Genomic DNA, 24,992 nt, shown 5'->3' on the forward strand with positions numbered 1-24,992 from the left:
TCCGGCTGATCAAGAGGTGGCCCTGGGAACGGCTCGAACCACGGCACGCTACGGCGGTCGAGTCCTAAGCGGCAGGGGTCGCGCACGCGTCGCTCTTGTCGAAGCACTCAAAGCGCGGCATACAGCAAGACGTCTCGCTCGACCCCTGCCCAGAGCTGATCCAACTCCCAGCCCTCAACGCCTATTAGGCCTACTCCTCCCGCGCCAACCGCGACTACCTGCGGAACCGCAACATCAAGGCAGTCATCCCGGAGAAGAAGGACCAGGCCGCCAACCGGAAGAAGGGCAGCCGGGGCGGCCGCCCCGTCAGCCACGACGCCGATCTCTACAAGGAACGGAATACCGTCGAGCGCCTGATCAACAAGCTGAAGGCCTGGCGGGGCATCGCGACTCGATACGACAAGACGCCCGAGAGCTACCTCGCCGGCCTCCACCTCCGCGCCTCGATGATCTGGGTCAACGACCTCCTGAAGCCAACCGGTTGATCACGACATCACACAGGCCCTAGGCGGAGTTGGCGCCACGTGAACGGAACCACGACCTGCGCTGCCGCGGGGCATTCACTGTGCTCTGCACCGTGGACGGTGTGCTTGGCGGACTGGACTGGGGACGTCCGAGCACGGCGGTCCGCACGGCCGACCAGTCTTGAGCACGCCACCAGTCGAAGAGCTGGCCAGTGGCGAGCACCGGGAAGGTGAGGGCGTCGACGAACTCTTTGTGCTGGTTGCGCTGGTACACCTCGGTGGGGCGCTGGGCGGGGTCGAGTCGGTGCTGATGGTTGACAATCAAGGCGGAGCAGGTCACCGGCTGGTCAGGGCGTAGTTGCGGCCACTTCTCCAGGTGCCGCTGAAGGTAGGAGACCAGCTTCTCCGGGGCTGCGCCGGATGCGGCTTTTACCTCGATCAGGCACGTCTCCTGATCCAGTACAGCGAGCAGGTCAGCCGATTTAGTACCCAGCTCCGCGTCCAGCTCGGTGACGGTGAAGCCGGCGGCGCGCAGCACGACCGCGACCGCGACTTCCAGTTCACGGCCAGTGCCGTACAGCAGGCCTGACCGCACGGGTTCGGCTTCCTGCCGCGCCTGTTCGAGGTCAGTCTGGAGGCGGGCCTTGTCGTCGGTCGGCCGCGTCCAGATCGGGAGCCAGCGAGACCTCCGCCCCTGCGAGCAAGCGCTTCCCGGCGATCGATCCGGTGAAGTTGAGGAAGTCCACACGGGTGTCGTAGCGACTGAAGATGTTTCTTCGGAGCCCGTTATCGTCCGCGTTGCCCATGGTGGCGATGATCAGCGCGGGCTCGCCGCGTAAGGCCGCTCCGGACAGGAATCGGTCGAACTCATCTGCACCTCGGTTGTGGAAGTGACTCGGGTTGATGGCCACGGCGCACGTGCTGGTGTCCATAGCGAGCCAGCGTGGTTCAGCTCCCGACTCGCTCCAGGAAATGGCTGCGTACTTGGCCGAGGCCGCGAAGAGATCGCGCGCGTAGTCGGCCGCCTCCGGATCGGGCTCCGCCGTCGTCGCGGGGTCGTGAACAGCAACGTGGACAGAAACGAACCCGTTCGGGCCTTGGAAGTGCGCAGCCATAGCAGCACCGTATCCGCCGGGTACGACACCGCAGCCGCACTTTTTCCCCTGAGGCAGGTCGGCTTGACCGCCCGGCGTCGCGCGCGAGCCACACCCAGCGGCGCCCAATCCCCTCGCGCACCGCCCGGGGCCTGTCCCACCCACCCACTTCTTCCTTCTTCCTGCTGTGGGACGTGGACTCGGGGGCGTAAGGGGATGTCGGCCTCCCGACCACGGTCGAACCAGCGTGGTGACCTGCGGATTCACAGACAGGCGCGGCAGAGGGTGCGGACGGTTGTCGGCCGGGTTGTCGGAGGGGATCTGGGCCTGGGCCACGGAGGCGTTGTCGCTCCGTGGTCGGTGGTCTGGTCGGGGCTGGCTGCTGCTGCCGTGATCGGTACGCGCATGCCGGACAGGTCGTCCCGCACAGTGCTCGCGCCGCGTCGTGAGGGACGGCGCGGAGTTCGCACAGATCGTTCCGCCTCGTTGTCGTACCCGCATGTGACGATGCTGGAGGGAGGCAAGTGACGTGGCAATCGAGTGGGACCGCATCGGGCAGCCGGCCTTTGACCGGTATGTCGAGGCGCTGCTGCACCGGATGTTCGATGACAGCGGGCAGGTGATCGTGGTCAACGGGCGCGGCGGCGATGATGGCATCGATGTGCAGGTCACCACTGAGGTCGGTCTGCGGATCTTCCAGCTGAAGTACCACCCGGATGGCTTCCCCGGTTCACTCAAGGGCCGCCGCGCTTCGATCAAGAAGTCGTTCAACCGGACCATGGCCCACAAGCCGACTGAGCGCGCCCTTTCCCCCGGCCGCGGCCGTATCGCCCATCCCGCCTGTCTCTTACTCCTTCACTCCAGGCAGGGCAATCACCTGATATCGGCGCTGGGACTGCTCACGCAAACCAACCGCCCGTTATCAAAACTCCACGTGCTGACACATCCACGTCGAAAAATCAATACCGACAAACCGATACAGCTCAACAGGTCTACGCGGGCGGGTGTCCTGACCGGAGGGGCGGGTCGGGAAGCCCACGGTGTCCGGACGCGATGCTGTCACCTTGACCTTTCCCCATGCAGATTTGCCGCCCGGGTCCCGTGTCTGGGATCTTGTCCGGGGCGGCGATCTCAAGCAACGCGCTCAGCCGTCGGCACCACTCGCCTCGGCCCCAACCCAGGCCTACGGGTGGAGCCGTGGCCAAGCCACGAGCAGCGGATCTTCGGACTGTCCATGGCCATACGAAGAAGGAGAAATAGCGTGAACACCGAAAAGGTTACGGCTCGACGTCTTACGGCCGAGGAAGTTTCAGGATTGGGCCTCCAGGAGGAAATCTTCGTCTCGGCAGAGCTGGACGATCTTTCTCTCGACTGCTACGCTCCGGCCTTCCTCACGAAGCCGGGAAAGTATTTCGATGGAGGATCCTTCATCGCAAGGACAATTTTCGGTAAGGAAATTCATGTTCTTCCGAACAATGTTGAAGAGCGTGGGATCTGGGTTGCCGACGAGGCTGGGGAAGAAATCGAGGTTCTCCAGAGTGCTGGCGTCCTCCTGAACCTCGCTCTCTTCGTGCCCAACGGGAACAAGGAATCTCTGGAGTCGCTCTACACCGCAGCAAGAGAAGCATTCGGCGCGGGAATCGTTCAGCGCTGGAACGAGGAAGTCGTGGCGGTGCCGGACGTCAAGGTCGACCTGTTCGAAGAGCCGGCCCGCGGGCGAAAGGGCACGAGCGGCCAGAACCGCGACCGCCGCGCCTTGGACATCTACCCCACCCGAGTGCGGTTCATGGAGCCCAGCGTCGGCTGGAAGTTCATCGTCGAACCGCACCAGGAGACCATCGACGACACGCCGACGATCTGAGCTGACAGCAGCCCGGAGAAGGTACGCCGACGGCTGCGATCTCTCACAGTCCGATTTCTGCACGCAGCATGAGCCAACCGGCTCGGGGCGGGACGGGGCATTGATGCCGGCGCCCCGCCCCGCGTGACCCGCATACGTTGCGGAGCGTTCCGCGTATTCGCCGATCAGGCGCGTCGGCTTCGTGTGGGAGCAGGGCGCGCCGGGCGAAACTGCCTGGCTCTCGGGGGCTGATCGGCCGGTATCCCCGGCGATGAGGGCCGTCCGGGGAAATGGATCAAGCAATGCTGGAGAGTACGCATATGGCAGCGGAGGCCGGTACAGGAGGAGCATGCCATGGGGCGGATATGGACGGTGCGCCTGGATCCCTGCTGGGAACGGTCACCCCCGCGAGGGCATGGCCGTAGCCCGCGCCCGCGGCAAACTCAAGGACCGCCAGCCCAAGCTGTCAGCACGCCAGCAAGCCGAACTCGTCCGCATGTACGCCACCGGCGACTACACCATCGCCGAACTGATGGAGGTGTTCTCCGTGGGTCGCGCCACCGTCTACCGCGTCCTCGAACGGGCCGGTCATGGCCGTAAGGGAGGAACGGCATGAGACGCCGCGAGTCCGAGTTCGACCGGGACATAGCCGCGCTACTGGCAGCCAGGGCGTTCATTGAGATCCGTCATCTGGCCGGGAGCACGCGGCACGAGTCGGCGGCCAGCCCCGAAGAGACACTGGAACGCATCAGGTTCCTGGCCAACCTGGGCCACAACCTGCCGGGTGTCGCGCGTCCGCGTCCCGCCACGCCGTCCCGCGCGGGCACGGGCCCAGGGAGTTGGGAGCAGGCGACCGCCGCACGGCCGATGACCGGGGTCTGGAGCACCGCCGGCCCGAAGGGGCAGGCGTGGATACTGCGTCACATCGGCCAAGAAGGACGAACCTGGACGCCACCCCCGCCCCTGCCGGAGCGCCGCAAGGGCCTGTCCCCGATGACACTGCGGCAGCGGGCCGGATTCCTGCTCGGGCGCTGGCCCGTCAAGACCCCCGTCGGACGCCAGCCGCTGCCCGTCGAGGCGAACGTCCTCAAGGCCCTCGACACCGAAACGGTCTGCTCTCTGTACGACGAGGCCCGACGGCTCCGGCTCGGCCTGGGCGGAGGAGGACCGTGGCTCCGAGCCCACCTGGATCCCGACGGCGTCCACTACCTGCTGCCGAACCCGGCGTCGTACTACTGGCCCGGCACCCCGATCAGCGATGGCGAGATTGGCTGGTGGCAGTGCACCGCGCTGCTGCGGATGCGCGACGGAGAGCAGGTCAGCGGCATGGTCGCCGTACTCCCGGAGGCCTTCACCGCGCTGCCTTCGACGCTGCCCCGACGGCAACAACTTCGCCTTGCTCACCGCGCCCGCTCCACCGAGCGCGACGCCTACCTCTGGGGCCGGGACCACAAGGCCGAGTGCGCCCCGGAGTTCTGCGGCTACGTTCCCGAGGCAGCCGATAAGAACTCCTACTGACCTTTCCGTTGGGTTGTCGTGGTTGGTGTTGGGGCTATCGAAAGACCGGTTCCGGCGAGGCATCCGTCGATGAGATGGGGGCTGCGCTGAATGCGGCGCATGCCGCTGCGGACGGTTCTGACGAGGTGGTCTCGGTCGGCGAAGACGACGTTGGCGGTGGCAGCACGCCGGAGTAACGACCAGATGCCCTCGACCGGGTTGAGGTCGGGTGCGTAGGTGGGCAGTTGGACGACGGTGAGCCACTCGTGCTCGGCTGCGTACTCACGCAGATGGATGCTCCGATGGACATTCAGGATGCCCCTATGTTGCGTCAAGCGGCAGCAGCTGTGGCGGTGGACGCTGTCGCGGGGTGGATGTGCTGGTAGATCTCGCGGGCGACGTAGCGTTTGAGACAGCGGATGATCTCGCGTTTCGACATGCCCTGCTTCGTGCGTCGTTCGAGGTAGGTGCAGGTGCGGGCGTCACGGCGTATGCGTGTCACGACGATGCGGTAGAGGGCAGCGTTGGCCTGCCGGTTTCCTCCGCGGTTCAGTCTGCGACGCTGGGTTTTTCCGGAGGACTGGTCGACGGGGCTGACGCCGCACAGAGCGGCGAACGATGCTTCGTTGGCCAGCCGTTCCGGGTTGTCGCCGGCGGCGATCAGCAAAGCAGCTGCACTGTCGGGCCCGACACCGATGATGTCCAGCAGTTGCGGATGGCAGCGACGGACAGCCTTGGTGACCCGGCGGCCGAGTTCCTTCACCTCGGCGGTCAGCTGTTGGATGCGCCGGGCCAGTAGCCGGAGCGTGAAGACGGCGGCGTCGTCGGCGTCGGGAAGGTCTGCGCACGTGGTGATCAGGGCCGTGTTGGTGAGCTTGGACAGTGCCTCGCGCAGTTCCGGGTCGATGCCGAGGAGTACGGCCTTGAGCTGGTTTTTCGCCTGCGTTCGGGCTTTGACGGCCGACTCCTTCGCCAGCCGGAGCACACGCATGTCGGCGGCCGGGCCCTGGCCCGTCTTGGGAGTGACGTCCGCGCGTCCGGACAGCACCGCGCGGGCGGCGGCCTCCGCATCGACGGCGTCGGTCTTGCCGCGCTTGCGGCGCAGGGCGCGATCAGGCTGGTTGACCTCGATGACCTGGATGTTCTCCCGGCTCAGGAAGCGTGCCAGGGCCGCGCCGTAGGATCCGGTGCATTCCACGCCGGCTCGGTGCAGGACGCCGAACGAGCTTGCCCAGGCGAGGAGTTGGCGGTATCCGATGGCGGTAACCGGGAACTCCTTGTGGGCCAGGAGCACCCCGAGCACGGTGATCACGGCGGCAACATGGACATCCTTATGGGTGTCCACCCCCAGGATCACCTCCTCTGCCTGCGGTACTTCGGACTGCGCGGGCAGAGGCGGCTGGGGCATGCTGGTGATGGTCACGCGGCTCCTCAATCGGCACGGGGCTGTGTGCGACGTCAGGCCGGTGGACGGTCAGAACTGTGACGGTGCTTTGTGCGGCAAGGCCCCTATCGGGACACATCCATCGGTCCGGCGGCAGCGCGCACCGCCCGGGACCGCAGGTCGACAGATCCTGAACAAGGCAGCTCGGGCCAGTTGTCCCACGAGTCAGACCCGGGCTCCGGACGATGCCCCATGAGTCTCACAGTTGTCCCAGATGACCACGACGGGTCCGCCGAGCTGAAGGTGTGCCCGCACAAGCAGGTCACGGTAGTCCTGCCAGGTGAAGCCCCGGTGATCACCGCGTTGATGGCCCTGAATTCGAGGACGGTAGATCAGCCGACTACGTTCGCCGACCTTGAAGCAGGCCAGCGCGGCCATCGTGATGCGGCCTCGGGAGGCGCCGTTGAACCGCACCACGGGCATGCCTCCTTTGGGCGCCCAAGTGCGTGCCCGGTGCGACGTCATCGAGACGGCGGCTTCGTCCTCGAAGACCAGCCATGCCCCGAGCGCCGCCGCGGTGGCTTTGCCCGTGGCCAGGTCTCCTTCACCCAGCCGGCCACTGCTGCATCGTCACGCTCCGCCGCCCGCCGCACCGGCCGCTGACACGACCAGCCGTGCCGCCGCAACAGCTCCCACACCCCGCGGACCGACAACGACACACCCAACCGGTCCGCAATCAGCACCCCCACCCGCGACAGCGTCCAGCGCTCATCCGCCCAGCCCTGAGCCACCGCTCCTGCCAGCAACAGCGGCTCCAACAGCGCGAAGTCACGGTCGTCCACCTTCGGACGCTTCGCCGGACCGGACGCCTTCAGGGCCTGGGATCCGCCCTCACGCCAGGAACGGCGCCACCGCTCCACCGACCGCACACTGACCCGAAGATCCTTCGCGATCACCGTGTTCTTCTCACCCCGTGCAAAGCCCACGGCAGCCAGCATGCGCACCCGTTCACGCCCGGACTGACCGTGCGGAGTGAGACCACCACCCTGCGGATACCTCACGTCCACGAACTACTGCAGGGATCAACCGATGTCACCCCCGACAACCCAACGGAAAGGTCAGTAACAAAGTGCCCTGGAATGCGGGTGGTTGGCGGGTTGTTGACCGGTCCATGAGGAAGGGGCAGCAGCCGCCGTGGATCGTGGCGGATGCGCTGTGGGCGCGGATCGAGCCGTTGCTGCCGGTGGTGCGGCGTCGACCGGATCACCCGGGTCGCAGGCGACTGGATGACCGCAAGGTGCTGTCCGGCATCCTGTTCGTGCTCTACACCGGGATTCCGTGGGAGTTCCTGCCCCAGGAAATGGGCTTCGGCTCGGGGATGACGTGCTGGCGGCGCCTTCGTGACTGGAACAACGCGGGAGTTTGGCAGCGTCTGCACGAGTCGTTGTTGGCCGAGCTGAACGCTGCCGGCGCTTTGGACTGGTCCCGGGCGGTGATCGACGGCTCCCACGTCCGGGCCTTGAAAGGCGGCCCAAAACCGGACCGAGCCCGGTCGACCGTGCCCGACCAGGCTCCAAGCACCATCTGATCACCGAAGCGCACGGCATTCCGCTGGCAGTGTCACTGACCGGCGCGGAAACCGCAACGACGTCACCCAGCTTATGCCCTTGATCGAGGCCGTCCCATCAGTACGGGGCCGGCGCGGCAGGCCACGGCGACGACCGGACACCATCTACGCCGACCGCGGCTACGACCACGACAAGTACCGCAAGCAAGTCCGCGCGGTCGGAATCACCCCGGTCATCGCACGCCGAGGCACCGGACACGGCTCCGGGCTGGGCGTGCACCGGTGGGTGGTTGAGCAGAGCTTCGCCCTGCTGCATTGGTTTCGCCGGTTACGCATCCGCTGGGAGATCCGCGACGACATCCACGAGGCCTTCCTCAGCCTGGCCTGCGGCATCATCTGCTGGCGCCGGCTGGCGGCAGTTCAGCGCCGCCACTCATAGGCACCGAGAGAGGTTTCCACAACCTGCTGGGGCCAGGCCGACCGGACCTGTCGGAGCCGTTCACTGTGGTCATGGGCCCATCCATCTGGCAGACGCACGCGGAAACGTACCGATGTCCGCGATCCGGCCATGTCCTCCACCACAACGACGGCAGCGTCGTTCTGGCCGGAAAGTTCGAATCGGATCGCGGGACTGCGCTCGTCGTCCATCCAAGCGGCGTCCCGCCCAGCGGTGAGTGTGCCCAGGACCTGTGCCCAGTTGTCCAGATCGTCCGGGGCCAGACACACATCCAAGCGTCCCTGGGCGAACCCGCTCGTGACAACGATCTCCGCATCGAGGAAGTCATGCTCGGGCAGCACGCCGGGCATGTGGCGACCCAGAACCTGAACCCAAAGACTGCTCTCCCCATCGGCCAGGCGAATGAGATCCACCTTGCTGCCCTCGGCCATCCCCGCTCCCCACACTCGCATCAACTGCCGTCATGATGCACCCGCATCAGCACGCGACCCGTACGAGGGCATTGCGTTAGGAGTTCTAAGAGGTCATCTCATTTGGGGTATTCGATAGGCTCCGGGTGTGGGGATCGTTGAGCGGCTGGTGCCGGATGAGTTGTGGGAGTTGTTCCAGCGTGTGGTGCCGGAGGCTCCGTCGCGCCCTCAGGGAGGCGGTCGGCGTCGGCACGGTGACCGGGAGGTGCTGGCCGCGATCGTGTTCGTGGCCACGTCGGGCTGCACGTGGCAGCAGGTGCCGTCCGCCTCGTTCGGCCCTTCGGGACCCACTGCTCACCGGCGTTTCACCGAGTGGACGAAGGCCCGGGTGTGGGCGAAGCTCCATCGCCTGGTCCTCGACGAACTCGGCTCCCGCGGTGAACTCGACTGGTCCCGCTGCGTGATCGACTCGGTGAACATGCGGGCCACGAAAAGGGGGATCTGACAGGTCCGGATCCTGTGGATCGCGGCAAGTACGGGTCGAAGATCCACTTGATCACCGAGCGCACCGGGCTGCCCCTGTCGATCGGCATCTCGGGTGCGAACATGCACGACAGCCAGGGCCTGGAGCCGCTCGTGCGGGGTATTCCACCGATCCGCTCACGACGCGGTCCACGCCGCCGCAGGCCCGGCAAGCTGCACGGCGACAAGGGATACGACTACCGTCACCTGCGGCAATGGCTCCGGGGTCGAGGTATCACGCACCGCCTGGCCCGACGAGGCATCGAGTCCTCCACCCGCCTGGGCCGCCACCGCTGGGTCGTGGAGCGGTCCGTGGCCTGGCTCGCCGGCTGCCGCCGACTCCACCGCCGCTACGAACGCAAAGCCGAACACTTCCTCGCCTTCGCCGCCATCGCCTGCACCCTCATCTGCTACCGCCGACTCACCAAATGAGATGACTTCTTACCAGGGCAAGCAGATCGCTTCCCACAAGCATGAGTTGGATGCGGAGAAGGCCCGCAACAGGAAGTTGATCGAGAAGGCGCGGGCTGTCCTGACCGCCCGACGGTAGACCGTTCCCCACTCTCCCCAGTCAGCCGCCGCACCCCAGAGTTCCTCTCTTTCAATGAGACGGCCCTGGGTGCGGCGGCTCCTCCCGTCGTCTCTGCACGGCTTCGTGCAGAGACGACGGGAGGAGCCGCCGCACTGGGAGTTGGATCCCTGCCCAGCCGAACCTGCTCGCGTTCGCGCAGGCCTGTCAGCGCCTGCTCCCCCGCAATCCACCTGCTGGCGTCGCCAGTGGTGAGAGACCGTCTGCGACGGCGGTAGTCGTGTGGTAGCAGCCTCCAGCACAGCCCGCCCGAGGCCAGTGCGACAGCGCTCGGGGTTCTCCCGCTGCGAGTGCTTCGTAGGCCGGCCACCAGACTTGACCGCCGGAAGCAGCGGACAAGGAAGTTCCACTCCGGATCCGACAGATCCGTCGAGCAACGGGTGCGTAGCCTGCACACCCAGCCCCCAAAAGTGCGTCACAGCCCAGCTACTGAACTTGATTGGGTGATGTCGGGAGCGGTTGTCCGACAAGGGCCGCCCGTCTCGCGGGCCTACGGTGTTGCCTGGGTACTCCATGGGGAGAAGATCTCCCCGTGAGCCAACCTCTGCCGCAGTTGCCGAAGCCCGAGTTCGTCTTGATCCATGTTGAGGCTCCGCCCGAGGTGCCCGCCCAGATTGCTGTCGATCTCGGTGAGACCGGCATTCCGGCCGGGTTGATCGGATACGAGTACTGGCCGCTGAGTGAGGCGGTGTTTCTTGAGGGGATCGGTGAGCGGGGGCTGGTTGCCATCGCGACGAGTGGCCTGTTCGGACGCATCGCCGTCGACGTTGTCACTGGTCACGTGGTGCAGATTCCCAAGATCGATTCAGCGAGGGCTCCCCGTCTCGTGAACAGCGATCTCGGCTCCTTCAACCAATGCGTGGCCGCGGTGATCGCGCGCTTCCCGTTCTATGCGGACGGCGACGAGGACAGGTACGAGGCGGTGGCAGAAGAGCTTCGGGATCTCATTTCCGGCATCGACAAGGCAGCTCTCGCGCACAACGGATTCTGGGAGACGTTCTGCGACGACGTGGCGATGGGGGACTACGAGGACTGGGATGTATGAGCCGACAGCGAACTCCGCCCTTGGTCAGCCGTCCATGATCAAGTCGACGTCGACCAGACAGCTATCGACTAGCTCGGGGCGGTACTGGATCTGCTTGAGCCTGCGCTTGACGGCATGGGTGATCTGGCCGAGGTCGGCTGCGGCGAGGTTGCCGATATCGCGCTTGACCAGCGACCAGATGCCCTCTTGCGGGTTCAAGTCCGGCGAGTAGCTCGGAAGTTGGAAGACGGTGAGCCAGTCCGCATGGTCGGCGATGAACTCGCGCAGCGGTTCGACCAGGTGCATACGCAGGTTGTCCCACACGAGCACGATCGGACCCCCGAGCTGGATGTGGGCCCTCAGCAGCAGGTCGCGCAGGTCGCGCCAGCCGATGCCCTTCGGTTCGCCCTTGCGGCCCCGGTACTCACGCACCGAGTAAAATATCCGGGACCGCTTCCCCGGCTTGTAGCAGCTCAGCCCGGCCATCGACACTCGGCCCGAGCCCCGGCCGCGCACGTGGACCACCGGAGTGCGGCCCCTGCGTCCCCAGCTCCTCGCTCGCGGCGGCGTCATCCCTCCAGACCTCGACCGCCTGGTCGTCGCGCTCGATCGCCCGCCTGGCCGCCTGCTGTCAGGACCAGCCATGCCGCCTCAGCAGCCGTCAGGTGCCCTCCACCGTGTAGCTCACGTGGAACAAGCGGCCGATCAGCGTCTTGATCCGCGCCAGCGTCCACCGCTGATCCGCCCAGCCATGGACCAGCGGCCCGCGCTCCAACTCCCGCTCGAGCCTGGTGATCAGCGCGTCGCTGAGCCTCGGTCGCTCCGGCGACCCCTTCGACAGAACCCCGGCCTCGCCGCGCTGCCTCCAAGCCTGGCGCCACCGCTCCACCGACCGCTCGCTGACCCGCAACCCGGCAGCGAGCTCCCGGTTCTTCTGTCCGCCCTCGAAGCGTTCCACGGCCTGTAGCCTGATCCGCTCCCTCATGGCCCTCCCGGCATTGGTCAACCCTCCGCCCTGCGCGTATCTCACGGTCCACGGCTACCGGATCGGCCCGGCTGCCGTCAGGCGAACGGCTCCGACATCACCCAATCAAGTTCAGTAGCAGAGACATCCCCGCTGACAGCCTCTTCAGCTCTCGAGTTTGCGAAGAAGTGGCGTACAGATTTGTCGTAAAGGCGTCACCGGCGATGTACCGTTCCGCATGATTTGATGGATCTTGTGAGGCTGTTGTGAACCATAGGCCTTTCCTAAAATAGGTCGAAGTGGCAATGGCCGGCTACTACTGAAGGGCGGGGCGTTGGACGGGGATCTGGAAATCGGGGATACGGATCGGAAGATTCTGAGGCTGCTGTATAGCGGGCTGGATGACACCCGAGTGGCGATGGAATTGGGTGTGAGCCATCGCACCGTTCAGCGCCGTGTTCAAAGTCTCATGTCCCTTTTGGGGGCAAGAGGCCGCCTGGCTCTGGGGGCGCGAGCCCAGGAAGCGGGGCTCCTTTACGCTCCTGATCGGGTATTGGACGCAACTCGCACAGCCATGCTTGCTCAAATCCGGCGATCGTGAATCCATCTAGACTAGACATATTTAACATAGCGGGCCGCGCGGGGGTGTAACAGCTGTCGTGGGCAGTGCTACGCGGGGAGAATGAGGTATCCCGATGGCGGTGGATTGACAGCCGAAGACGGGGCTCAGCGCGAGCAAGCCCGGAGCGCAGCCGCTGACTTTGATCGAAGCCGAGAGCCGTGACGGGGAAGTAGCCCGACGAGTGTTGGCTTCGGATGGTTGGCAGCCCTGGCCTCCAAGGAACCCGGCGGGCCCGCTGCAAACTCGATGCGGGACAACTCCGCCTTCTGGAAACGGCGTTGGACGCGGGCCTTACCCCTCCGACTGGAGTGGCCAGTGCTGAACGCTGGCCCGGAACGTCGAGATCGTGCGCCGCTGCTTCGGTGCCGAGCACACGCTGGCTGGGATGCACCGCATCGGCTGCTGAAGCGTGCAGGGACTCTCCCTCCCGCAGGAGCGAGGCGAAGATCGCCGCCTGGAAGGACCGTCACAGAAAGAGGGCAGCGGACTTGGGCGCCTGGCTCTCTTCGAGGACGAAGTCGGCCAGGAACTGAGGCCGGGCTGCCGTGCGATGGACTGCTTGCTGCGGCCGGCGGGCAGTAAGGCTTGGACGGTGGCGTGCTTGCTGCTTGTGCGTTCAGCACACCCGTGGCTGGTTGGTCACGGGTGAGAGCACATGGCCAGACACGCTCCCCCGTTTGCCCTTCTAAAGCTGAGCGCGAACGTACTGGCCTGGTCCACTAGCAGCGGGTAGGGAACCATAGGCACACTCGCACCATGAATAGCAAGAACGTTCCATGGACAAGACAGGAACCCGGCGTCTCAAGCGGAACCCGTCTCAATGTACTCCTTCCAGCGCATCTTCTGTGTATGCGGAACGCTCGGGACTCTCGGAGAAAAGCTAGGAATGGCGGAATCTCGCCTATCGAACCCGGAGCGCGACTGTTGTACCCCAACCCGCAAGCGATGCTATTCGGACGGGTCGCTGAAACTCCTTGCCCCTCATCAATACAACCTTTAGCCTTCCGGCGTCATGCGCATACGAACCGCTGCCTGCGTCGCAGTCCTCCTCACCGCCCTTGCTGCGTGCACCAGTCACGCCCCAACCCCCGCCCCCGACTCCGCCGAACCGGTCAAAGTGACCCGGTACGGAACCGAAACGAGCCACGGGCATCTCGTCTTCTCTGCCCAGTACACGATCCGCAACACCAGCCAGTCACCTATCGAATACAAGATCGCATTCAAGTTCGATGGAGACGGTGCCGCTGCAGTGGAACCAAAATGGGTCACTCAAACCGTCGGGTCCCAAAAGACCTACTCCGGAATCGTATCCGTACCCTGGGAACGAGATGCCGCATCAACAGGAGTGGAAATCAGTCAAGTGCAACAGACTCCGCTCTGATGCGGTGAGACCTGCCTCTTCCTCTCTAATCCTCCAGCCGTAGATCATGTGTCGACGAGCCTGTCGAGCGTGAATGCCGACCGGGTGCTGGCGGGATGGTCAGCGTGAAGCTGAGGAACAGGCTAAAGGCTGTCCCGTATGTCAGGCCGTGGCTGTCGCCGGGTGCCTGAGAGAGGATCAAGGGCAACCTGGTCCATCAAGTGTTGAAGAGGCAAGTGTGGTTGACGGAGCGCAGACACTGGAGCTCTTCCGGTTCGCAGACGCGGTCCAGAGCGTCACTGTTGAGGTGGATTGCGGTGCTCCTCTAGTGAGGGGCGAAGAGCGGTACTACTCAGCAGAGATCGTTCTGACGAGCGGCTTCGTCAACGGGCGAGTGGGTCTGCAGGTGTCTCATGAAGATCTGGACGAGTGGGAGCGTTGCCTCGATGCTCTTCAGGCCGACGAGGGGGCCGAGTGGCCGGCTGGGGGGCGCAGTGCCTGGGTGGACGTGGTTCCCGATGACCCGGTGGAGGTGACGGTGCACGATTCCCCGTCGACGCAGATTGCGGTGCGCGTACCGATCGACGTCGCCTCGGGCTGGCTCGAGGAGAACCGGCTGCGGTTGGAACGTGTCCGCGCCGCTGTCTCACCGTCTTCATAGGGCTCGCAGGGTGTGATGATCCTCGGGTGGCTGGCGTAATCACGGCATCTGAGTCGTCTTGGATAGCACCGTTCACCGGGCTGAGCCCGCGCTGTTTCCACAAGGTGGTCAGTGCACTTCGTCGCGATGGAGCGGACGCGGTCCGTCGGGGTCGGCCGTGGAGTCTGTCGTTGGACGACCGAGTGCTGTTGGTCGCGGCTTACTGGCGGACGAACTTGACGTTGCGCCAGCTCGGCCCGCTCTTCGGTATCTCGAAGTCCGCAGCCGACCGCGTCATCGACCACCTTGGCCCCCTTCTCGCGCTTCGGCCACGTCGGCGGTTCCGTAAGGACACCGTCCTCATCGTGGACGGCACCCTCGTACCTACCCGTGACCACACAGTGGCCGAGCAATCCAAGAATTACCGGTACTCGACCAACCACCAGGTGGTCATCGACGCCGACACCCGCCTCGTGGTCACGGTCGGCCGCCCCCTGCCCGGCAACCGGAACGACTGCAAGGCATGGGAGCTGTCCGGTGCGAAGGCCGCTGTCGGCCATACAACTGTGATCGCCGATGGCGGCTACCGCGGCACAGGACTGATCATCCCGCACCGTCGCGAACCCGGACAGGCAGAACTTCCGGCCTGGAAAGAGGAGCACAACCGCTCGCACCGCAGAGTTCGCGCCCGCGTCGAGCACACCTTCGCCCGCATGAAGGGCTGGAAGATCCTCCGCGACTGCCGTCTCAAGGGCGACGGCGTTCACCACGCGATGCTCGGCATCGCGCACCTGCACAACATCGCCCTCGCCGGATGACCTGAGGGGGGCAGTCCCAAAGCTGGCTGACTCAGCTTTTCGATCATTGCGGGACAAACTTTAGCCTGTGGGCGTGCAGGGGTTCCTGGGCGAGCGGCAGGTCGCGAGGAGTATGCGTCTGCGGAGCAGGTCGAGGTTGGCTCGGCCGAACCCCATCCGCTTGAGGAGCTTGACGCGCGTGACGTGTCCCTCGACCGAATTACGTGACCGCTGACACCGGGGCGTGTCCGCCGGCTCTGGAGATCGTTTCACCAGAGATCGCGTACACAGGCCCCACCCTGAAACGCGAGCGAGGACTCCGGCTTGGCTGCCTGCTCCGGAGTCCTCAGAGGCAGCCCGGTCCCTGAACCGCTCTGGCGGGACCGGGCTGCCTCGGGCTGATGGCCGCCGGGCTGGTCGGCGAAGTACCGGCCGCAGGACAGGCCAAGAGCGCGGGGCCCCGGTGCAGGACCGCCGCCCCCGCACCGGGATCGTGGGCACAGACGCGACGGGAGCAGCGGTGTTACGGGTGGTGCCGGTCGCGGGCGAGACCACCTGGTCCTTCCTCCACCGGATCGCAGACGCCTACCGCCTGCAGGCCAGCGACCTGCAGGCGTGGTGGCGCTGGCAGAACCCCGTGCCGCAGGACGGTGGCGGACGCCCCGACGGCGAGGTGCTGCTCGATGCAGTCGCACAAAAGCAGGTAGCCGGATGGTGCCGGATCCCGGCCGGGCATCTGGCCCGGGCGCTGCCGTCGTGGACCGCCGGACCCCAGGTCCTGGCCGATCCTGGCCGGGACGGGGACGGGCGGGGCGCTGGGGACGGGCGGGGGCGGGCGCGGTGGCGGACGGGAGCGCCGGAGTGGGGTCCGGTGGTCTTCGCCTGCCGGCTCTGCACCGCCCGGCGCGGGGCCGCCGACAGACCCGTGTGGGTATACCGGCAGCCGTGGCAACGCTGGTGCGGTCGCCAAGGCCGGTGGCTGTTCGCGGTGGGTGATGGCCATCCGCTGGAGTTCGCCGATGTGAGCACCCTGGGCGCAGAGTTGGCGCAGGCGAACCGTCGGTGGGGGCGGGTGAAGACGGCCGCGGCGGGTGCCGCGCCGGGTGAGGTGTTCGCGCTGGCACGGGCAGTGGTGTGCCGGTGGTGGGAGCTGGAGGATTTCTGGGCGCGGGAGACGGTGTGGGGGCCGCGGCTCGCAGGCGTGGCCGAGTCGACGCAGCGGCGGTGCGGGAATGTGCCGGGCTGGGGGGAAGCGCAGTGGCGGTTGCTGGTGCGCGATTGCGTGGTGTTCCCGGAGGTCGTGGCCGTGGCAGCGGCTCTGGTCGATACGCGGCTGGTGGAGCGGGTGGGCCGGCAGATGAAGGGGCTGCTGCGGGACCGGGCCGGGGTGGAGCCGTTCGCGGCAGTGCTGGGCGAGCGGCTTCAGCGGCCCTGGCTTGCCGGGGTAGAGAGAGCCGGTGCTCCGGGGCCGTTGGCCCGGTGGGTGGCCATGACGGCCCGCGAGCAGCGAAAGCCTGACGGAGTACTGCCGCTGCGCGGGTTCAAGGGGAAGTGGTCGGTGCGTGCCCCTCATCGGCCGGTGGAAGTGGGAGTAGGTCTGCTTGAGCTGGCCTCCGAGTCGTCGTCGGCCGATGACGGCGGGCTGGGTGAGGCTGCGGCGGAAGAACGCTCGAACGGGCAGTCGGTGGCGGGGCAGTCGTCTGGCGGGCCTGGCTGGGCGTTGTGGCAGCGGGAGGCGGAACTCTTCGCCGACGGGGTGGAGCGGGCGCGGCGTCATCTGGAGCGGTTCGGGCATTTGGCTGTGGCGCATACCGGCAGCGGGGTGGTGGACGGGTTCGATCTGGGGCGGTGGCTGGCCGGGCGGCGTGCCGAGGCCGTGTGCCTGACCGCGGAACAGACGGCGCAGCTCGAAGGGTTGGATCCGTGGTGGAATCCGCCGTGGCCGGTGGGCTGGCAGCGCTTCTGGCACCGAGTCCGGCGGCACGTGGAGGAGCACGGGCCGGTGCACGGCGGGGACAACCTGGACGGGCTGCCGCGAGGGCTGCAGACCTGGCTGCGCCGCCAGATCCTGCTGTACGAAACACTGCACCCCGGCCAGCAAGGCCTGCTGGCCGAACTCGGCCTCACCGCAGGAGAGGTCGAACGGTTTCGGGCCTGGCCCGCACGGCGCCGTCATCCCGGCGAAGCCTTCGCCGCGGCCCAGGTCTATGCGGCGCGGTTCGGGCATCTCGCGGTGACCGGGGCCACCGTCATCGACGGAATCGCGCTGGACGCCTGGCTCAGCAGCGCACGCCGACGCCAGCGCACCACCGGCCGGCCCACCCGGCTCGGAACCCGCCTCCATGCACTCGATCCCTGGTGGAACCCGCCCTGGGCACTGTCCTGGCAGCGGATGTGGTGGGCCGCCCACCACCACCTCAACGGCCTCCCCGACGGCACACAATGGTGGCCCGACGCACCCGGAAAGGAAGGTGCTGTGGCCTGGCTGCGCCAGCAGCACACCCGGACCTCGCTGCTGCTGCCCGGCCAGCGGCAGCTCGTCGCCGACCTGATGCGCGTAGCCGGTGACGGACCGGTCTGGCGGCCGCGGATCAGCGACCAGGCCTGGCACACCCTCGCAGACCTGCTGCCGTCCCGGCCGGCCGGCGATCGCCGGTACCGCAATCAGCGGGAGATCCTCGAAGCCATCATCCACATCGCCTGCACCGGACAGACGTGGCCCCACACCCCCGCAGAGCTCGGGAGTTTCGCGACCTGCCGGATCACAGACCCGGTTCAACGCCTCGGCGGCGTCGTTGAGTTTGAGGTAGGACAGATGGCCCCGCAGTTGCTGGAAGCGGCGTGCTTCACTCATCTGCATCGGCGATGTACTCACTCCTTGTTCTCCTCCTTCGGTGAGGGAACACTCCGCAGCCGGTCGGCCACGGCGGCATAGTGGGACAGGTCGACCACTACCCGTTCGGCCGGATCACCCGCGGCCTGCTGCCCGCGCAGCCGCTCGGCCTCCGCGAGGGCGGCCTGCGACGGCGGGCGGCGGACCTTGTTCTTGCACGGAGCCCGGTCAGAGAAGGCGGCCAGCACCTCGCGTTCTAGCGCGATCACGTGCCCGGCGTCCCGCACTGTCTGCCCGGCGCCGCGAGGCGCCCGGCGGTGGCGGGCGATGACCGCCCGGCCTGCGGTGGCGATGCTCAGATGGTCCTCACCGAGCCGGTGCAGGACCCGGACCTGAGCGCCGGGCAGACCCGGCGGCACCGAGTACAGATTCCCGTCGAAGGACACCAGGCTCTGAGCACTCACCGTCCGCTCGGCCTCCAGCTCGGCCGGGAACGGACGCACCGGGATGTCCAACAGCGGTTCACAGTCGGCGAGTTCACCCACTGTCATCTTGATTCCAGCGACGACCCGGCGCCGGTCGTCCATCCGGACGGCCAGCTTGTCGATGCCGGACTGGGCCTGGACCACGGTCAGCGCGTCGGGGACCGTGCGCCACCAGCGTTGCGCGGCCGAGTGGTTGGCCTTCTCGACCACACCCTTGCGGTTGCCGCGGCGCGGCGGGCAGATGTCCACCCCGACTCCGTAGTACTTCGCAACCGCCGCGAAGGACGCGGTGACCTGACCGCTGGACGGATAGCAGACCGTCGCCATCCGGTCGAAACGCCACCGCCTGGCGGTGCCGCCCAGCTTGCGCGCCACCTGATCGAGGGCCTGGACCAGATGCGGGAAGTCTTCCGACTCCGCCAGCACTGCCCGCCAGCGGCCCGAGTGCGCGAGCGCCCCGACCAGCAGATGGGCGTGCTCGCCTACTCCCCACCCATCGGGCGCGTCCGGCAACTCCAGCCAGTCGAACTGGATTTCCTCGCCCGGCGGATGCGCGATCACCGCGACGTTGCGGCCCGTCGCCGCGTGACACGGCTCGCAGTGCGGCCGGGCCTGATACCGGCGAAGAGCACGAGTGAATGTCGAGTAGCCGCCCTCATATCCCAGACCGGTGACCTCGTCGAAGAGCGTCGACGCCCACAGATGCGGATCATCGGCCAGCCGCTGCCGGCAGTACTCCAAGTACGGCACGAACGCATCCGGGCTCTGACGCCGCTGCCCAGGAACCTGTTCGCCGTTCAGATAGGCACGGATCGTCTTGCGGTCACGGCCCAGATGCCGAGCGATCGCCGAGATCGTCCAGCCCTGCCGACGCAGAGCATGAGCGTCCACGTCTTCCTCCTGCGTGAGCATTCAGGCCCCCGAACAGGCCGTACTTCATGCGCACGCAGGCTCTCCCGTCGAGCACCCACACACTCCGACACACCGAGCAAGATCACACGATGGATGGGGAGATCAACAGAGCAGGTTTGCCCCCACCTCAGAGCACCCGGTGGCCGCTTTCAGGGAGCGTCATCATCGGCGAACGCGCCCTGAAGGCCGGCGAAGCGATGGAAGCGGCGTGCGCGGACGTCGGCTGGACCTACCGGCGCCTTCAACCACCAGACGAGGTGCTCACCGCCAATCTGAAATGGCTGGCCGGCTACCGCCACCCCCGCAACGCCGGCCAGCCCGGCCAGAGGGCCGCTGTACTCGAGGCATTTCGCCGGCCACGGCCGCTGATGGAAGGCACCGAAGCGGTCGGCGACCCGATCAAAGTCCTGCCCGCCGTTTTCCACACTCTGTGGCACGGACAGCTGACGACACCGCTGGAGACGCCGCTGCACGAACGAGCCGTCGTCACCACCAACCCGCTGAGTGGGAGCACTGACACCAACCCACCGGCTACGGCAGGACACCTGCCCTCGGGCAGGAGCGAGGGCGGGGGTGAGGCGGGCCAGGACAGCGGTGCGGCCGGCGCAGCCACCGCCGCGGGCTCCGGCCCGGCGCCGGCGTGGGGCGCCGTCCTGGGCAGGGGCGGGACCTGCAGCCTGCACGGACAGATGCCGTGAGCGGGAGGCGGCCGGTGGTGGCGCTCGGGAGTCATGTCCGCTTCCGCGGAGCCCGGTGGCAGGTCGTGGCCCTGTCCGGGCAGCATCTCCACCTCGCCGGTGAGGACGGCGGCGACCAGGCGGTGCTCGCCGGGTTCCTTTTCGCCGACCCGGACTTCGCCATCCTGGACGCGGATGCGCCGGCGCAGAGGGTGCCGCAGTGGGGCCTGTTCGAGACCGCACCGCCCGCGGCACGCGAGAAGGCCTTGGCCTGGCAACGGCACGTGAGGGAAGTCGACTGCGGACTGCCCGACGGACCCGCGAGCAGCAAACCCGTGCGGCCCCCGTACGACCCGGCACGGTTCACGCTCGCCGAGCGGGAAAAGGCCAAGGCCGAGGAACTGACCGCGGCCGGCTTCGGCCGCATCTCACGCACCACCGTGCAGCGGATGCGGCTCGCCTACCGCAAGCAAGGCCTGTGGGGGCTGGTCGACCACCGGTCCACGCGCAGCCCAAGTATCACTGGGCGGACTGACGAGCGGGTCGTCGCTGCCGTACGCGACGTCCTGCAGCGGCGGCGCGGGCGAGATACGGGTGCAGGCACGGGCTCGCTCGGTACTCATGGGACTTCGACACTCACATGATCACCGGCACCGTGCCTGTATCTGTACCCGGGTCAACCCGCCAGCCAAAAGCAGTACATGACGTCACATCACTGGACGTCAGCGAAAGATCAGAACGCAGCACCTTCACGCAACGACCCTGCCTCGAACGCAGAGCGGAATTACACCGGCAGGACCGCTCTCTACCTCTCGTACGCCGCGGCTCGTGGCATCGCTTGGCAGTGCGGTCAGTTCACTCCAGGAATCGAACTGTCCCATGCAACGTCATTTTCGAATTCCGAGCCACTGGGAGGTGTCCAGGAGCGGGTAAGGACGAGTCTTATCAACTTTCCGTCTTTTTCGGGATCGATGGCTTGGAAATATTCGAAGGTCTTGGATTGTCCGGGAGCCAGCGTTCCACTGGATGAATCCAGGTGGTTGCTGCCACCGACGTAGTCTCCGATGTATTCATTGTCGCCAGCTTCGACGGAAACGAATTTGTAACCGTCGGAGGAAAAATCTTCCCCAAGCACGAGATGTTTGCTGCTGGCGTTCAAAGCGGTCACTCTCACGGAGATTACGACCTGACTGGTCCTGATTGAAATTGGCTGCCCATCGAGCGATGTCCCGTAAAATCGCTTGAACGGATCGACTTTAAGGGTGAGCCCATCGCTGTAGGCGTAAGATTTCCCTGCATCAAGAATGCAAGGATAGCTGCCGGAGCGGATATTACCCGCACCCAAAGACGGCTTATGCGGAGGCGTACCACCTGCAGCAATGCACGGATCTGAAGCTTTTGAACCGCTTTTTGGTGTCGCCCGTGGAGAGGTTTTTTCGGCTTGACCGCCGCTAGTAACTGAAGAATTTCCAGAATCGGTGGATTTATTTCCGCTGTCGGAAATGAGTCGCACGGCGCCGTAGCCTCCCAGTGAAATGAGCGCAACCGCTACGGCGCCTAAAACAGCCAGTGAGATTCGACTTCCCCGCGTGTTGTTGATCGTCAGCGGTCCGAGTGAAATATGACTGTTGCGAACCCGGGAGGAACCACCGATTACTACGCTGTGCGAGTAGGACTGGGGTGAATCGGATGACTGCGGATCGGCCAGCGCGCGTACGATCTTATCGTGGAAATCACTGTTGGAATCCAACTCATGTGCGAGCAGGGAACGAAGCGCATTTACTGAGGCCGGATCCGTGGGATTGCTCGTGACATTCGTCAGAGCGGTCTCGCCCTCCTCGGAGTCGCCCAACTGCCGGCGGACCAGGTCGACCACTGCAGTGCCAGCACCCTGCCCGATTGTGCTCGCTGCACCACTTGCCGCCCCGACGAATATTTCGACTACCGTAGAAATCAGTCCGCTATTTTCCATATTTCCCCCAGTCGGTGCAATTGCTTAATTTTTTCATGCTTGTCGCCCGGCCGCGCGTGAACCGCTCAATGTAACTGAGCCGAGACAGGGCATATGCCAGAGGCGGTCTCCGGGTTCTCGCCGCGCTAGCCGCGGCGGTGGCGGTGATCCGCCGCCGTGGGAGAACCGCTGTCCTTCTGGGTGCACGGTGGCCCGGGCGGCTGGATGGGCAGCGCGGTTGTGGTGGATCGGCGGCGAAGCCGAGGACGCCCAGCACATGCTGCGGGGTATCGGTGATCCACTCGCTGATCGCGATGAGCGAGCGAGCCCCGGTCAGCACCGCCGAGACGGCTGCGCACAGCAGCGCGAGGGCCGGATACCGCAGTCCTCGCGCATCGCGAGGATCGGCGACCAGGATCAGGAAACGCCGCAGGTCAGCAACATCGCTTGAGGTGAGGGGATCAATGGGTCTCGACAACCACATGATCACCAGCACCGTGCCTGCTCTGCTCTCCTGGGCCCCTTGGCGCACAACGGACATGACGCCACGTCACTCATGAGACCGGCGAACCGGACCAATCCCAATCACGCAATGCCCCTGTGGGGGAACCGACCGAGTCCGCCGCGAAGGCCATCACCGCAGGGTCCAACCACTTCCCGCAATCCACACGCTTCACAGTGAACTGCCACCTGCTTGGATCATTCGCCGTGTCCGAAGCCACAACCGTGACGGTAAACGGCTGACCGAGGCGGGGGGTCCCAAGTACCTCGGCACCTGGGGGCGCACCTGCGCGCGCAGCACTGGCGCTGGGCACGGCCCCGGTGTCCTAGCTCAGACACCAGCCGCAAAGTAGCGGAGTGATCACGTACCCGCTGCCGTAGCAGCCTGTTCGTCATGCTCGCGCAGCATCCGCATGACGGTGGCGGGCGAGGGATGCTGTCCCTTCTTCGTGCCGGTGGTGATGACGAGGCGCTTGGCGATGTCGCGCAGGCTCATCTCCTGGTCGCGCAGGTGGAGGGCCATGGACAGCATGTCCTCGTCGGTGACGCCCGCGCCGCCGATGGTCTTGCCGCGCTTGCGGGCGGACTCATGGCCTTCAAGGGTGCGGTCGCGGACGCATTCGCGCTCCATCCCGGACATGGCGGCGAGCACGGTGAAGACGATGCCGGATGGGTCGTGCGAGCCCATCAGTTCGCCGGTGAGGAACTCCAGGCCGACGTCGCTCGCCTTGAGCTCTTCGGCGAGCATGGCGAGTTCGATGCCGCGGCCGAGTCGCTTGTGTTCGTGAACGACGAGGGTCACGGCGGCGCCGGAGGAGCGGATCTCCCCGGCGAGCTTCACAGCGGCCTCCAGCTCGGGGCGCCGGGTGGCCCGGGTGGCCCGGGTGGAGATCTTCTCCGAGAAGACCCGGGTCACTCCGGCCTCGGCGAGGGAGTCGAGCTGCGCGTCGAGGGACTGCCGGGCGGTCGAGGCCCGTGCGTAACCGAGGCGGACGTGTCCGACCGGTTCGGCTCGGCACTCACCGGCCGGGGCAGCTCAGTCCACACCGACCCCGGCTTGCGTACGGCGGGGGTCGGCACGCTGAGGGCCTTGGCGAGTTGGGGCACTAGGCGGAAGCGGGCGGCGTGGTACTGGATGGCCACCTTGCCCTTGCCGGTCCGGCACGGGGAGCCCGCGGGGGCCGCGCAGGTAGACATCGGACAGTCGCACAATTCCACGCGCTTGAAGTCATCGCTCACGCCCCCAGAGCGTTTCATGAGGGTGTTTCAGGAGTCCAGTCGTTTGCAACAACCCATGAAACGTGATCTCCGCAGATGGGCCGCAGTGCGGGCGGGTGTTTCATGAGCGACCACCTATGAAACACCGTGCGGGTGGTCAGCGGTGGTCACTGCTGAGGCCGGCAAGGACCGCGCCGACCGGACGGGCAGCGCGGTGAGGTTCGAGTTCGGTGGCGAGGTCGGACAGCAAAGCAGCGCAGCGGCCGGACTCGACCGTGATGGCGATGTCCATCGCGGCGGCGGCGGTTTGGGCGGCGGCTCCCCCTTCAGGTGGGCGGAAATCCGCTTGGTGAGCCCTCTTGCCCGTGCTGAAATGCGCGGATGGATATTTCTGAAGTACTCGCTCTCTTCGACCGTCAGATGCGGCGGGATACCCTCGCCGACGCGCCCGGCGCCCGGATCGAGCGGGTCGGCAAGGTGGTGCGGCAGGTCGGCGCCAAGGGCGGCTGGAGCGCGGTCGTCTGGTCCGGCCTGGACCAGGCCTCGGCGCGGTCGGCGATCGCCGAGCAGGTGCAGTACTTCACCGAGCTGGGCCGCGAGTTCGAGTGGAAGCACTACTCGCACGACCAGCCGGAGAATCTCGGCGAGCTGCTGCTGGCGGCCGGGTTCGAGGCTGAGCCCGACGAGGCCCTGATGATCGCCCGGATCGCCGACTTGGCCGATGGCGGCGGACTGCCCGAGGGTGTCCGGCTGCACCCGGTGACCACCCCAGCCGACGTGGAGCTCATGCTGTCCGCGCACGAGGGAGCGTTCGAGACGACTGCGGACTGGCTGCGGCCGAGCCTGCTCGACATGCTGGCCGAGAGCCCGGGGACAGTCAGCATGGTCGTCGCGATGGCCGACGACATGCCGGTCTGCGGGGCGCGGATGGAACTACAGCCGGGCACCGAGTTCGCCAGCCTCTGGGGCGGCGGCACCGTACCCGCCTGGCGCGGCCGGGGGATCTACCGGGCGCTGGTTGCACACCGCGCCAAGATCGCCGCCAAGCACGGCTACCGCTATCTGCAGGTGGACGCCTCCGACGAGAGCCGCCCGATCCTGCAGCGGCTCGGCTTCGCCGCTCTGAGCACCACGACCCCGTACGTGTACAAGCCATAGCCGGCACCCCTTTATTCGGGGGTCGG

General features: G+C 66.4%; 23 protein-coding genes and 5 pseudogenes. 14 read left to right on the forward strand and 14 right to left on the reverse strand.

The genetic code is table 11. The features are described from left to right. Positions 1-188: 188 nt before the first annotated feature. Positions 189-485: pseudogene (locus N4G66_RS37715) on the forward strand (transposase); the annotation flags it as partial. A 19-nt stretch (positions 486-504) separates the two neighbouring features. Here the strand turns inward: N4G66_RS37715 and N4G66_RS37720 are convergent. Both N4G66_RS37720 and N4G66_RS37725 read right to left on the reverse strand, forming a co-directional pair. Beyond that, entirely contained in the window at positions 505-1,059 is a 555-nt protein-coding gene (locus N4G66_RS37720) for a hypothetical protein (RefSeq protein ID WP_261708811.1), read from the reverse strand. 31 nt (positions 1,060-1,090) lie between these two features. Next, a complete protein-coding gene (locus N4G66_RS37725; RefSeq protein WP_261708812.1) occupies positions 1,091-1,579 on the reverse strand; it encodes a hypothetical protein in 489 nt (162 codons plus the stop codon). A 1,240-nt stretch (positions 1,580-2,819) separates the two neighbouring features. Between N4G66_RS37725 and N4G66_RS37730 the strand changes: the two genes are divergently transcribed. From N4G66_RS37730 to N4G66_RS37740, 3 genes are all read left to right on the forward strand, one after another. Next, positions 2,820-3,419 carry a hypothetical protein gene (locus N4G66_RS37730; protein ID WP_261708839.1) on the forward strand — a complete coding sequence of 200 codons (600 nt, stop codon included), beginning with the start codon at positions 2,820-2,822 and terminating at the stop codon, positions 3,417-3,419. Between the two features lie 394 nt (positions 3,420-3,813). Further along, complete coding sequence (locus tag N4G66_RS37735) at positions 3,814-4,014, forward strand: helix-turn-helix domain-containing protein (protein ID WP_261708813.1); 201 nt, start codon at positions 3,814-3,816, stop codon at positions 4,012-4,014. Beyond that, a complete protein-coding gene (locus tag N4G66_RS37740; protein ID WP_261708814.1) occupies positions 4,011-4,916 on the forward strand; it encodes a hypothetical protein in 906 nt (301 codons plus the stop codon). The genes N4G66_RS37735 and N4G66_RS37740 overlap by 4 nt, the downstream gene beginning before the upstream one ends. Here N4G66_RS37740 and N4G66_RS37745 read toward each other — a convergent pair. From N4G66_RS37745 to N4G66_RS37760, 4 genes and pseudogenes are all read right to left on the reverse strand, one after another. Then, positions 4,910-5,191, reverse strand: a pseudogene (locus tag N4G66_RS37745) (transposase); the annotation flags it as partial. The gene N4G66_RS37740 and the pseudogene N4G66_RS37745 sit on opposite strands and share 7 nt — an antisense overlap. A 35-nt stretch (positions 5,192-5,226) precedes the next feature. Continuing rightward, a complete protein-coding gene (locus tag N4G66_RS37750; protein WP_449343323.1) occupies positions 5,227-6,303 on the reverse strand; it encodes an IS110 family transposase in 1,077 nt (358 codons plus the stop codon). 201 nt (positions 6,304-6,504) lie between these two features. Continuing rightward, positions 6,505-6,762: a hypothetical protein gene (locus tag N4G66_RS37755; RefSeq protein WP_261708816.1), complete on the reverse strand. Its 258-nt coding sequence runs from the start codon at positions 6,760-6,762 to the stop codon at positions 6,505-6,507. Positions 6,763-6,800: 38 nt separating this feature from the next. Continuing rightward, positions 6,801-7,346: a winged helix-turn-helix domain-containing protein gene (locus N4G66_RS37760; RefSeq protein WP_449343321.1), complete on the reverse strand. Its 546-nt coding sequence runs from the start codon at positions 7,344-7,346 to the stop codon at positions 6,801-6,803. 104 nt (positions 7,347-7,450) lie between these two features. On the opposite strand from N4G66_RS37760, the pseudogene N4G66_RS37765 reads away from it, so the two are divergent. Beyond that, positions 7,451-8,285, forward strand: a pseudogene (locus tag N4G66_RS37765) (IS5 family transposase). Here N4G66_RS37765 and N4G66_RS37770 read toward each other — a convergent pair. Then, on the reverse strand, positions 8,267-8,734 hold the full coding sequence (locus N4G66_RS37770) for a DUF5959 family protein (protein ID WP_261708818.1): 468 nt from the start codon (positions 8,732-8,734) through the stop codon (positions 8,267-8,269). The pseudogene N4G66_RS37765 and the gene N4G66_RS37770 overlap by 19 nt on opposite strands. 133 nt (positions 8,735-8,867) lie before the next feature. On the opposite strand from N4G66_RS37770, the gene N4G66_RS37775 reads away from it, so the two are divergent. Both N4G66_RS37775 and N4G66_RS37780 read left to right on the forward strand, forming a co-directional pair. Beyond that, positions 8,868-9,667, forward strand: a protein-coding gene (locus tag N4G66_RS37775) for an IS5 family transposase (protein ID WP_261708840.1) whose coding sequence is annotated in 2 segments (ribosomal slippage) — positions 8,868-9,203 and positions 9,206-9,667 — 798 coding nt in all. Because the reading frame shifts where the segments join, the coding sequence is not laid out codon by codon here. Positions 9,668-10,356: 689 nt separating this feature from the next. Beyond that, on the forward strand, positions 10,357-10,869 hold the full coding sequence (locus tag N4G66_RS37780; protein WP_261708819.1) for an SUKH-4 family immunity protein: 513 nt from the start codon (positions 10,357-10,359) through the stop codon (positions 10,867-10,869). Positions 10,870-10,893: 24 nt separating this feature from the next. Here N4G66_RS37780 and N4G66_RS46265 read toward each other — a convergent pair. After that, positions 10,894-11,878, reverse strand: a pseudogene (locus N4G66_RS46265) (winged helix-turn-helix domain-containing protein). A 268-nt stretch (positions 11,879-12,146) separates the two neighbouring features. Between N4G66_RS46265 and N4G66_RS37795 the strand changes: the two are divergent. The 4 genes from N4G66_RS37795 (at position 12,147) to N4G66_RS37810 (ending at position 18,166) form a co-directional block, all read left to right on the forward strand. Further along, positions 12,147-12,413 carry a LuxR C-terminal-related transcriptional regulator gene (locus N4G66_RS37795; protein ID WP_261708822.1) on the forward strand — a complete coding sequence of 89 codons (267 nt, stop codon included), beginning with the start codon at positions 12,147-12,149 and terminating at the stop codon, positions 12,411-12,413. 1,619 nt (positions 12,414-14,032) lie between these two features. Then, positions 14,033-14,455, forward strand: a complete 423-nt coding sequence (locus N4G66_RS37800) for a DUF5959 family protein (protein ID WP_261708823.1) — start codon at positions 14,033-14,035, stop codon at positions 14,453-14,455. 26 nt (positions 14,456-14,481) lie between these two features. Next, entirely contained in the window at positions 14,482-15,252 is a 771-nt protein-coding gene (locus N4G66_RS37805) for a transposase (protein WP_261708824.1), read from the forward strand. 850 nt (positions 15,253-16,102) lie between these two features. Then, the gene (locus N4G66_RS37810; RefSeq protein WP_261708825.1) at positions 16,103-18,166 is read left to right on the forward strand and encodes a Helicase associated domain protein; all 2,064 of its coding nucleotides are present in this window, start codon (positions 16,103-16,105) and stop codon (positions 18,164-18,166) included. Here the strand turns inward: N4G66_RS37810 and N4G66_RS37815 are convergent. After that, on the reverse strand, positions 18,103-19,440 hold the full coding sequence (locus tag N4G66_RS37815; protein ID WP_261708826.1) for a Mu transposase domain-containing protein: 1,338 nt from the start codon (positions 19,438-19,440) through the stop codon (positions 18,103-18,105). The genes N4G66_RS37810 and N4G66_RS37815 overlap by 64 nt on opposite strands. 137 nt (positions 19,441-19,577) lie before the next feature. Here N4G66_RS37815 and N4G66_RS37820 point away from each other — a divergent pair, with 137 nt between their 5' ends. Both N4G66_RS37820 and N4G66_RS37825 read left to right on the forward strand, forming a co-directional pair. Next, positions 19,578-20,159 carry a TnsA-like heteromeric transposase endonuclease subunit gene (locus N4G66_RS37820; RefSeq protein WP_315903738.1) on the forward strand — a complete coding sequence of 194 codons (582 nt, stop codon included), beginning with the start codon at positions 19,578-19,580 and terminating at the stop codon, positions 20,157-20,159. Further along, positions 20,156-20,782, forward strand: coding sequence for a hypothetical protein (locus tag N4G66_RS37825; protein WP_261708827.1), 627 nt, complete (start codon positions 20,156-20,158; stop codon positions 20,780-20,782). Before N4G66_RS37820 ends, N4G66_RS37825 begins: the two co-directional genes overlap by 4 nt. Before the next feature lie 206 nt (positions 20,783-20,988). On the opposite strand, the gene N4G66_RS37830 is transcribed toward N4G66_RS37825, so the two are convergent. The 5 genes and pseudogenes from N4G66_RS37830 to N4G66_RS37845 all read right to left on the reverse strand — a co-directional run bounded on the left by N4G66_RS37830 (position 20,989) and on the right by N4G66_RS37845 (position 24,100). Next, the gene (locus N4G66_RS37830; protein ID WP_261708828.1) at positions 20,989-22,110 is read right to left on the reverse strand and encodes a hypothetical protein; all 1,122 of its coding nucleotides are present in this window, start codon (positions 22,108-22,110) and stop codon (positions 20,989-20,991) included. Continuing rightward, entirely contained in the window at positions 22,100-22,630 is a 531-nt protein-coding gene (locus N4G66_RS37835) for a transposase family protein (protein WP_261708829.1), read from the reverse strand. The genes N4G66_RS37830 and N4G66_RS37835 overlap by 11 nt, the downstream gene beginning before the upstream one ends. A 321-nt stretch (positions 22,631-22,951) precedes the next feature. Then, positions 22,952-23,518: pseudogene (locus N4G66_RS37840) on the reverse strand (recombinase family protein); the annotation flags it as partial. Further along, the gene (locus N4G66_RS46270) at positions 23,503-23,847 is read right to left on the reverse strand and encodes a zinc finger domain-containing protein (RefSeq protein ID WP_449343322.1); all 345 of its coding nucleotides are present in this window, start codon (positions 23,845-23,847) and stop codon (positions 23,503-23,505) included. The pseudogene N4G66_RS37840 and the gene N4G66_RS46270, both read right to left, overlap by 16 nt. A 118-nt stretch (positions 23,848-23,965) precedes the next feature. Next, positions 23,966-24,100, reverse strand: coding sequence for a hypothetical protein (locus N4G66_RS37845; RefSeq protein ID WP_261708830.1), 135 nt, complete (start codon positions 24,098-24,100; stop codon positions 23,966-23,968). Between the two features lie 89 nt (positions 24,101-24,189). On the opposite strand from N4G66_RS37845, the gene N4G66_RS37850 reads away from it, so the two are divergent. Further along, positions 24,190-24,966, forward strand: a complete 777-nt coding sequence (locus N4G66_RS37850) for a GNAT family N-acetyltransferase (protein ID WP_261708831.1) — start codon at positions 24,190-24,192, stop codon at positions 24,964-24,966. The last annotated feature ends 26 nt before the right edge of the window (positions 24,967-24,992 follow it).

This window comes from Streptomyces rhizosphaerihabitans, assembly GCF_025399795.1.
GTDB classification, from domain to species: domain Bacteria; phylum Actinomycetota; class Actinomycetes; order Streptomycetales; family Streptomycetaceae; genus Streptomyces; species Streptomyces rhizosphaerihabitans.

Excerpts from the sequence above, each read along its gene's own strand:
- N4G66_RS37725 (WP_261708812.1), bottom strand. The coding sequence starts at position 1,579 with ATGGCTGCGCACTTCCAAGGCCCGAACGGGTTCGTTTCTGTCCACGTT.
- N4G66_RS37735 (WP_261708813.1), top strand. The coding sequence starts at position 3,814 with ATGGCCGTAGCCCGCGCCCGCGGCAAACTCAAGGACCGCCAGCCCAAG.
- N4G66_RS37740 (WP_261708814.1), top strand. The coding sequence starts at position 4,011 with ATGAGACGCCGCGAGTCCGAGTTCGACCGGGACATAGCCGCGCTACTG.
- N4G66_RS37750 (WP_449343323.1), bottom strand. The coding sequence starts at position 6,303 with ATGCCCCAGCCGCCTCTGCCCGCGCAGTCCGAAGTACCGCAGGCAGAG.
- N4G66_RS37755 (WP_261708816.1), bottom strand. The coding sequence starts at position 6,762 with ATGCCCGTGGTGCGGTTCAACGGCGCCTCCCGAGGCCGCATCACGATG.
- N4G66_RS37770 (WP_261708818.1), bottom strand. The coding sequence starts at position 8,734 with ATGGCCGAGGGCAGCAAGGTGGATCTCATTCGCCTGGCCGATGGGGAG.
- N4G66_RS37830 (WP_261708828.1), bottom strand. The coding sequence starts at position 22,110 with ATGGAAAATAGCGGACTGATTTCTACGGTAGTCGAAATATTCGTCGGG.
- N4G66_RS37835 (WP_261708829.1), bottom strand. The coding sequence starts at position 22,630 with ATGTCCGTTGTGCGCCAAGGGGCCCAGGAGAGCAGAGCAGGCACGGTG.
- N4G66_RS46270 (WP_449343322.1), bottom strand. The coding sequence starts at position 23,847 with ATGAAACGCTCTGGGGGCGTGAGCGATGACTTCAAGCGCGTGGAATTG.
- N4G66_RS37845 (WP_261708830.1), bottom strand. The coding sequence starts at position 24,100 with ATGGACATCGCCATCACGGTCGAGTCCGGCCGCTGCGCTGCTTTGCTG.
- N4G66_RS37850 (WP_261708831.1), top strand. The coding sequence starts at position 24,190 with ATGGATATTTCTGAAGTACTCGCTCTCTTCGACCGTCAGATGCGGCGG.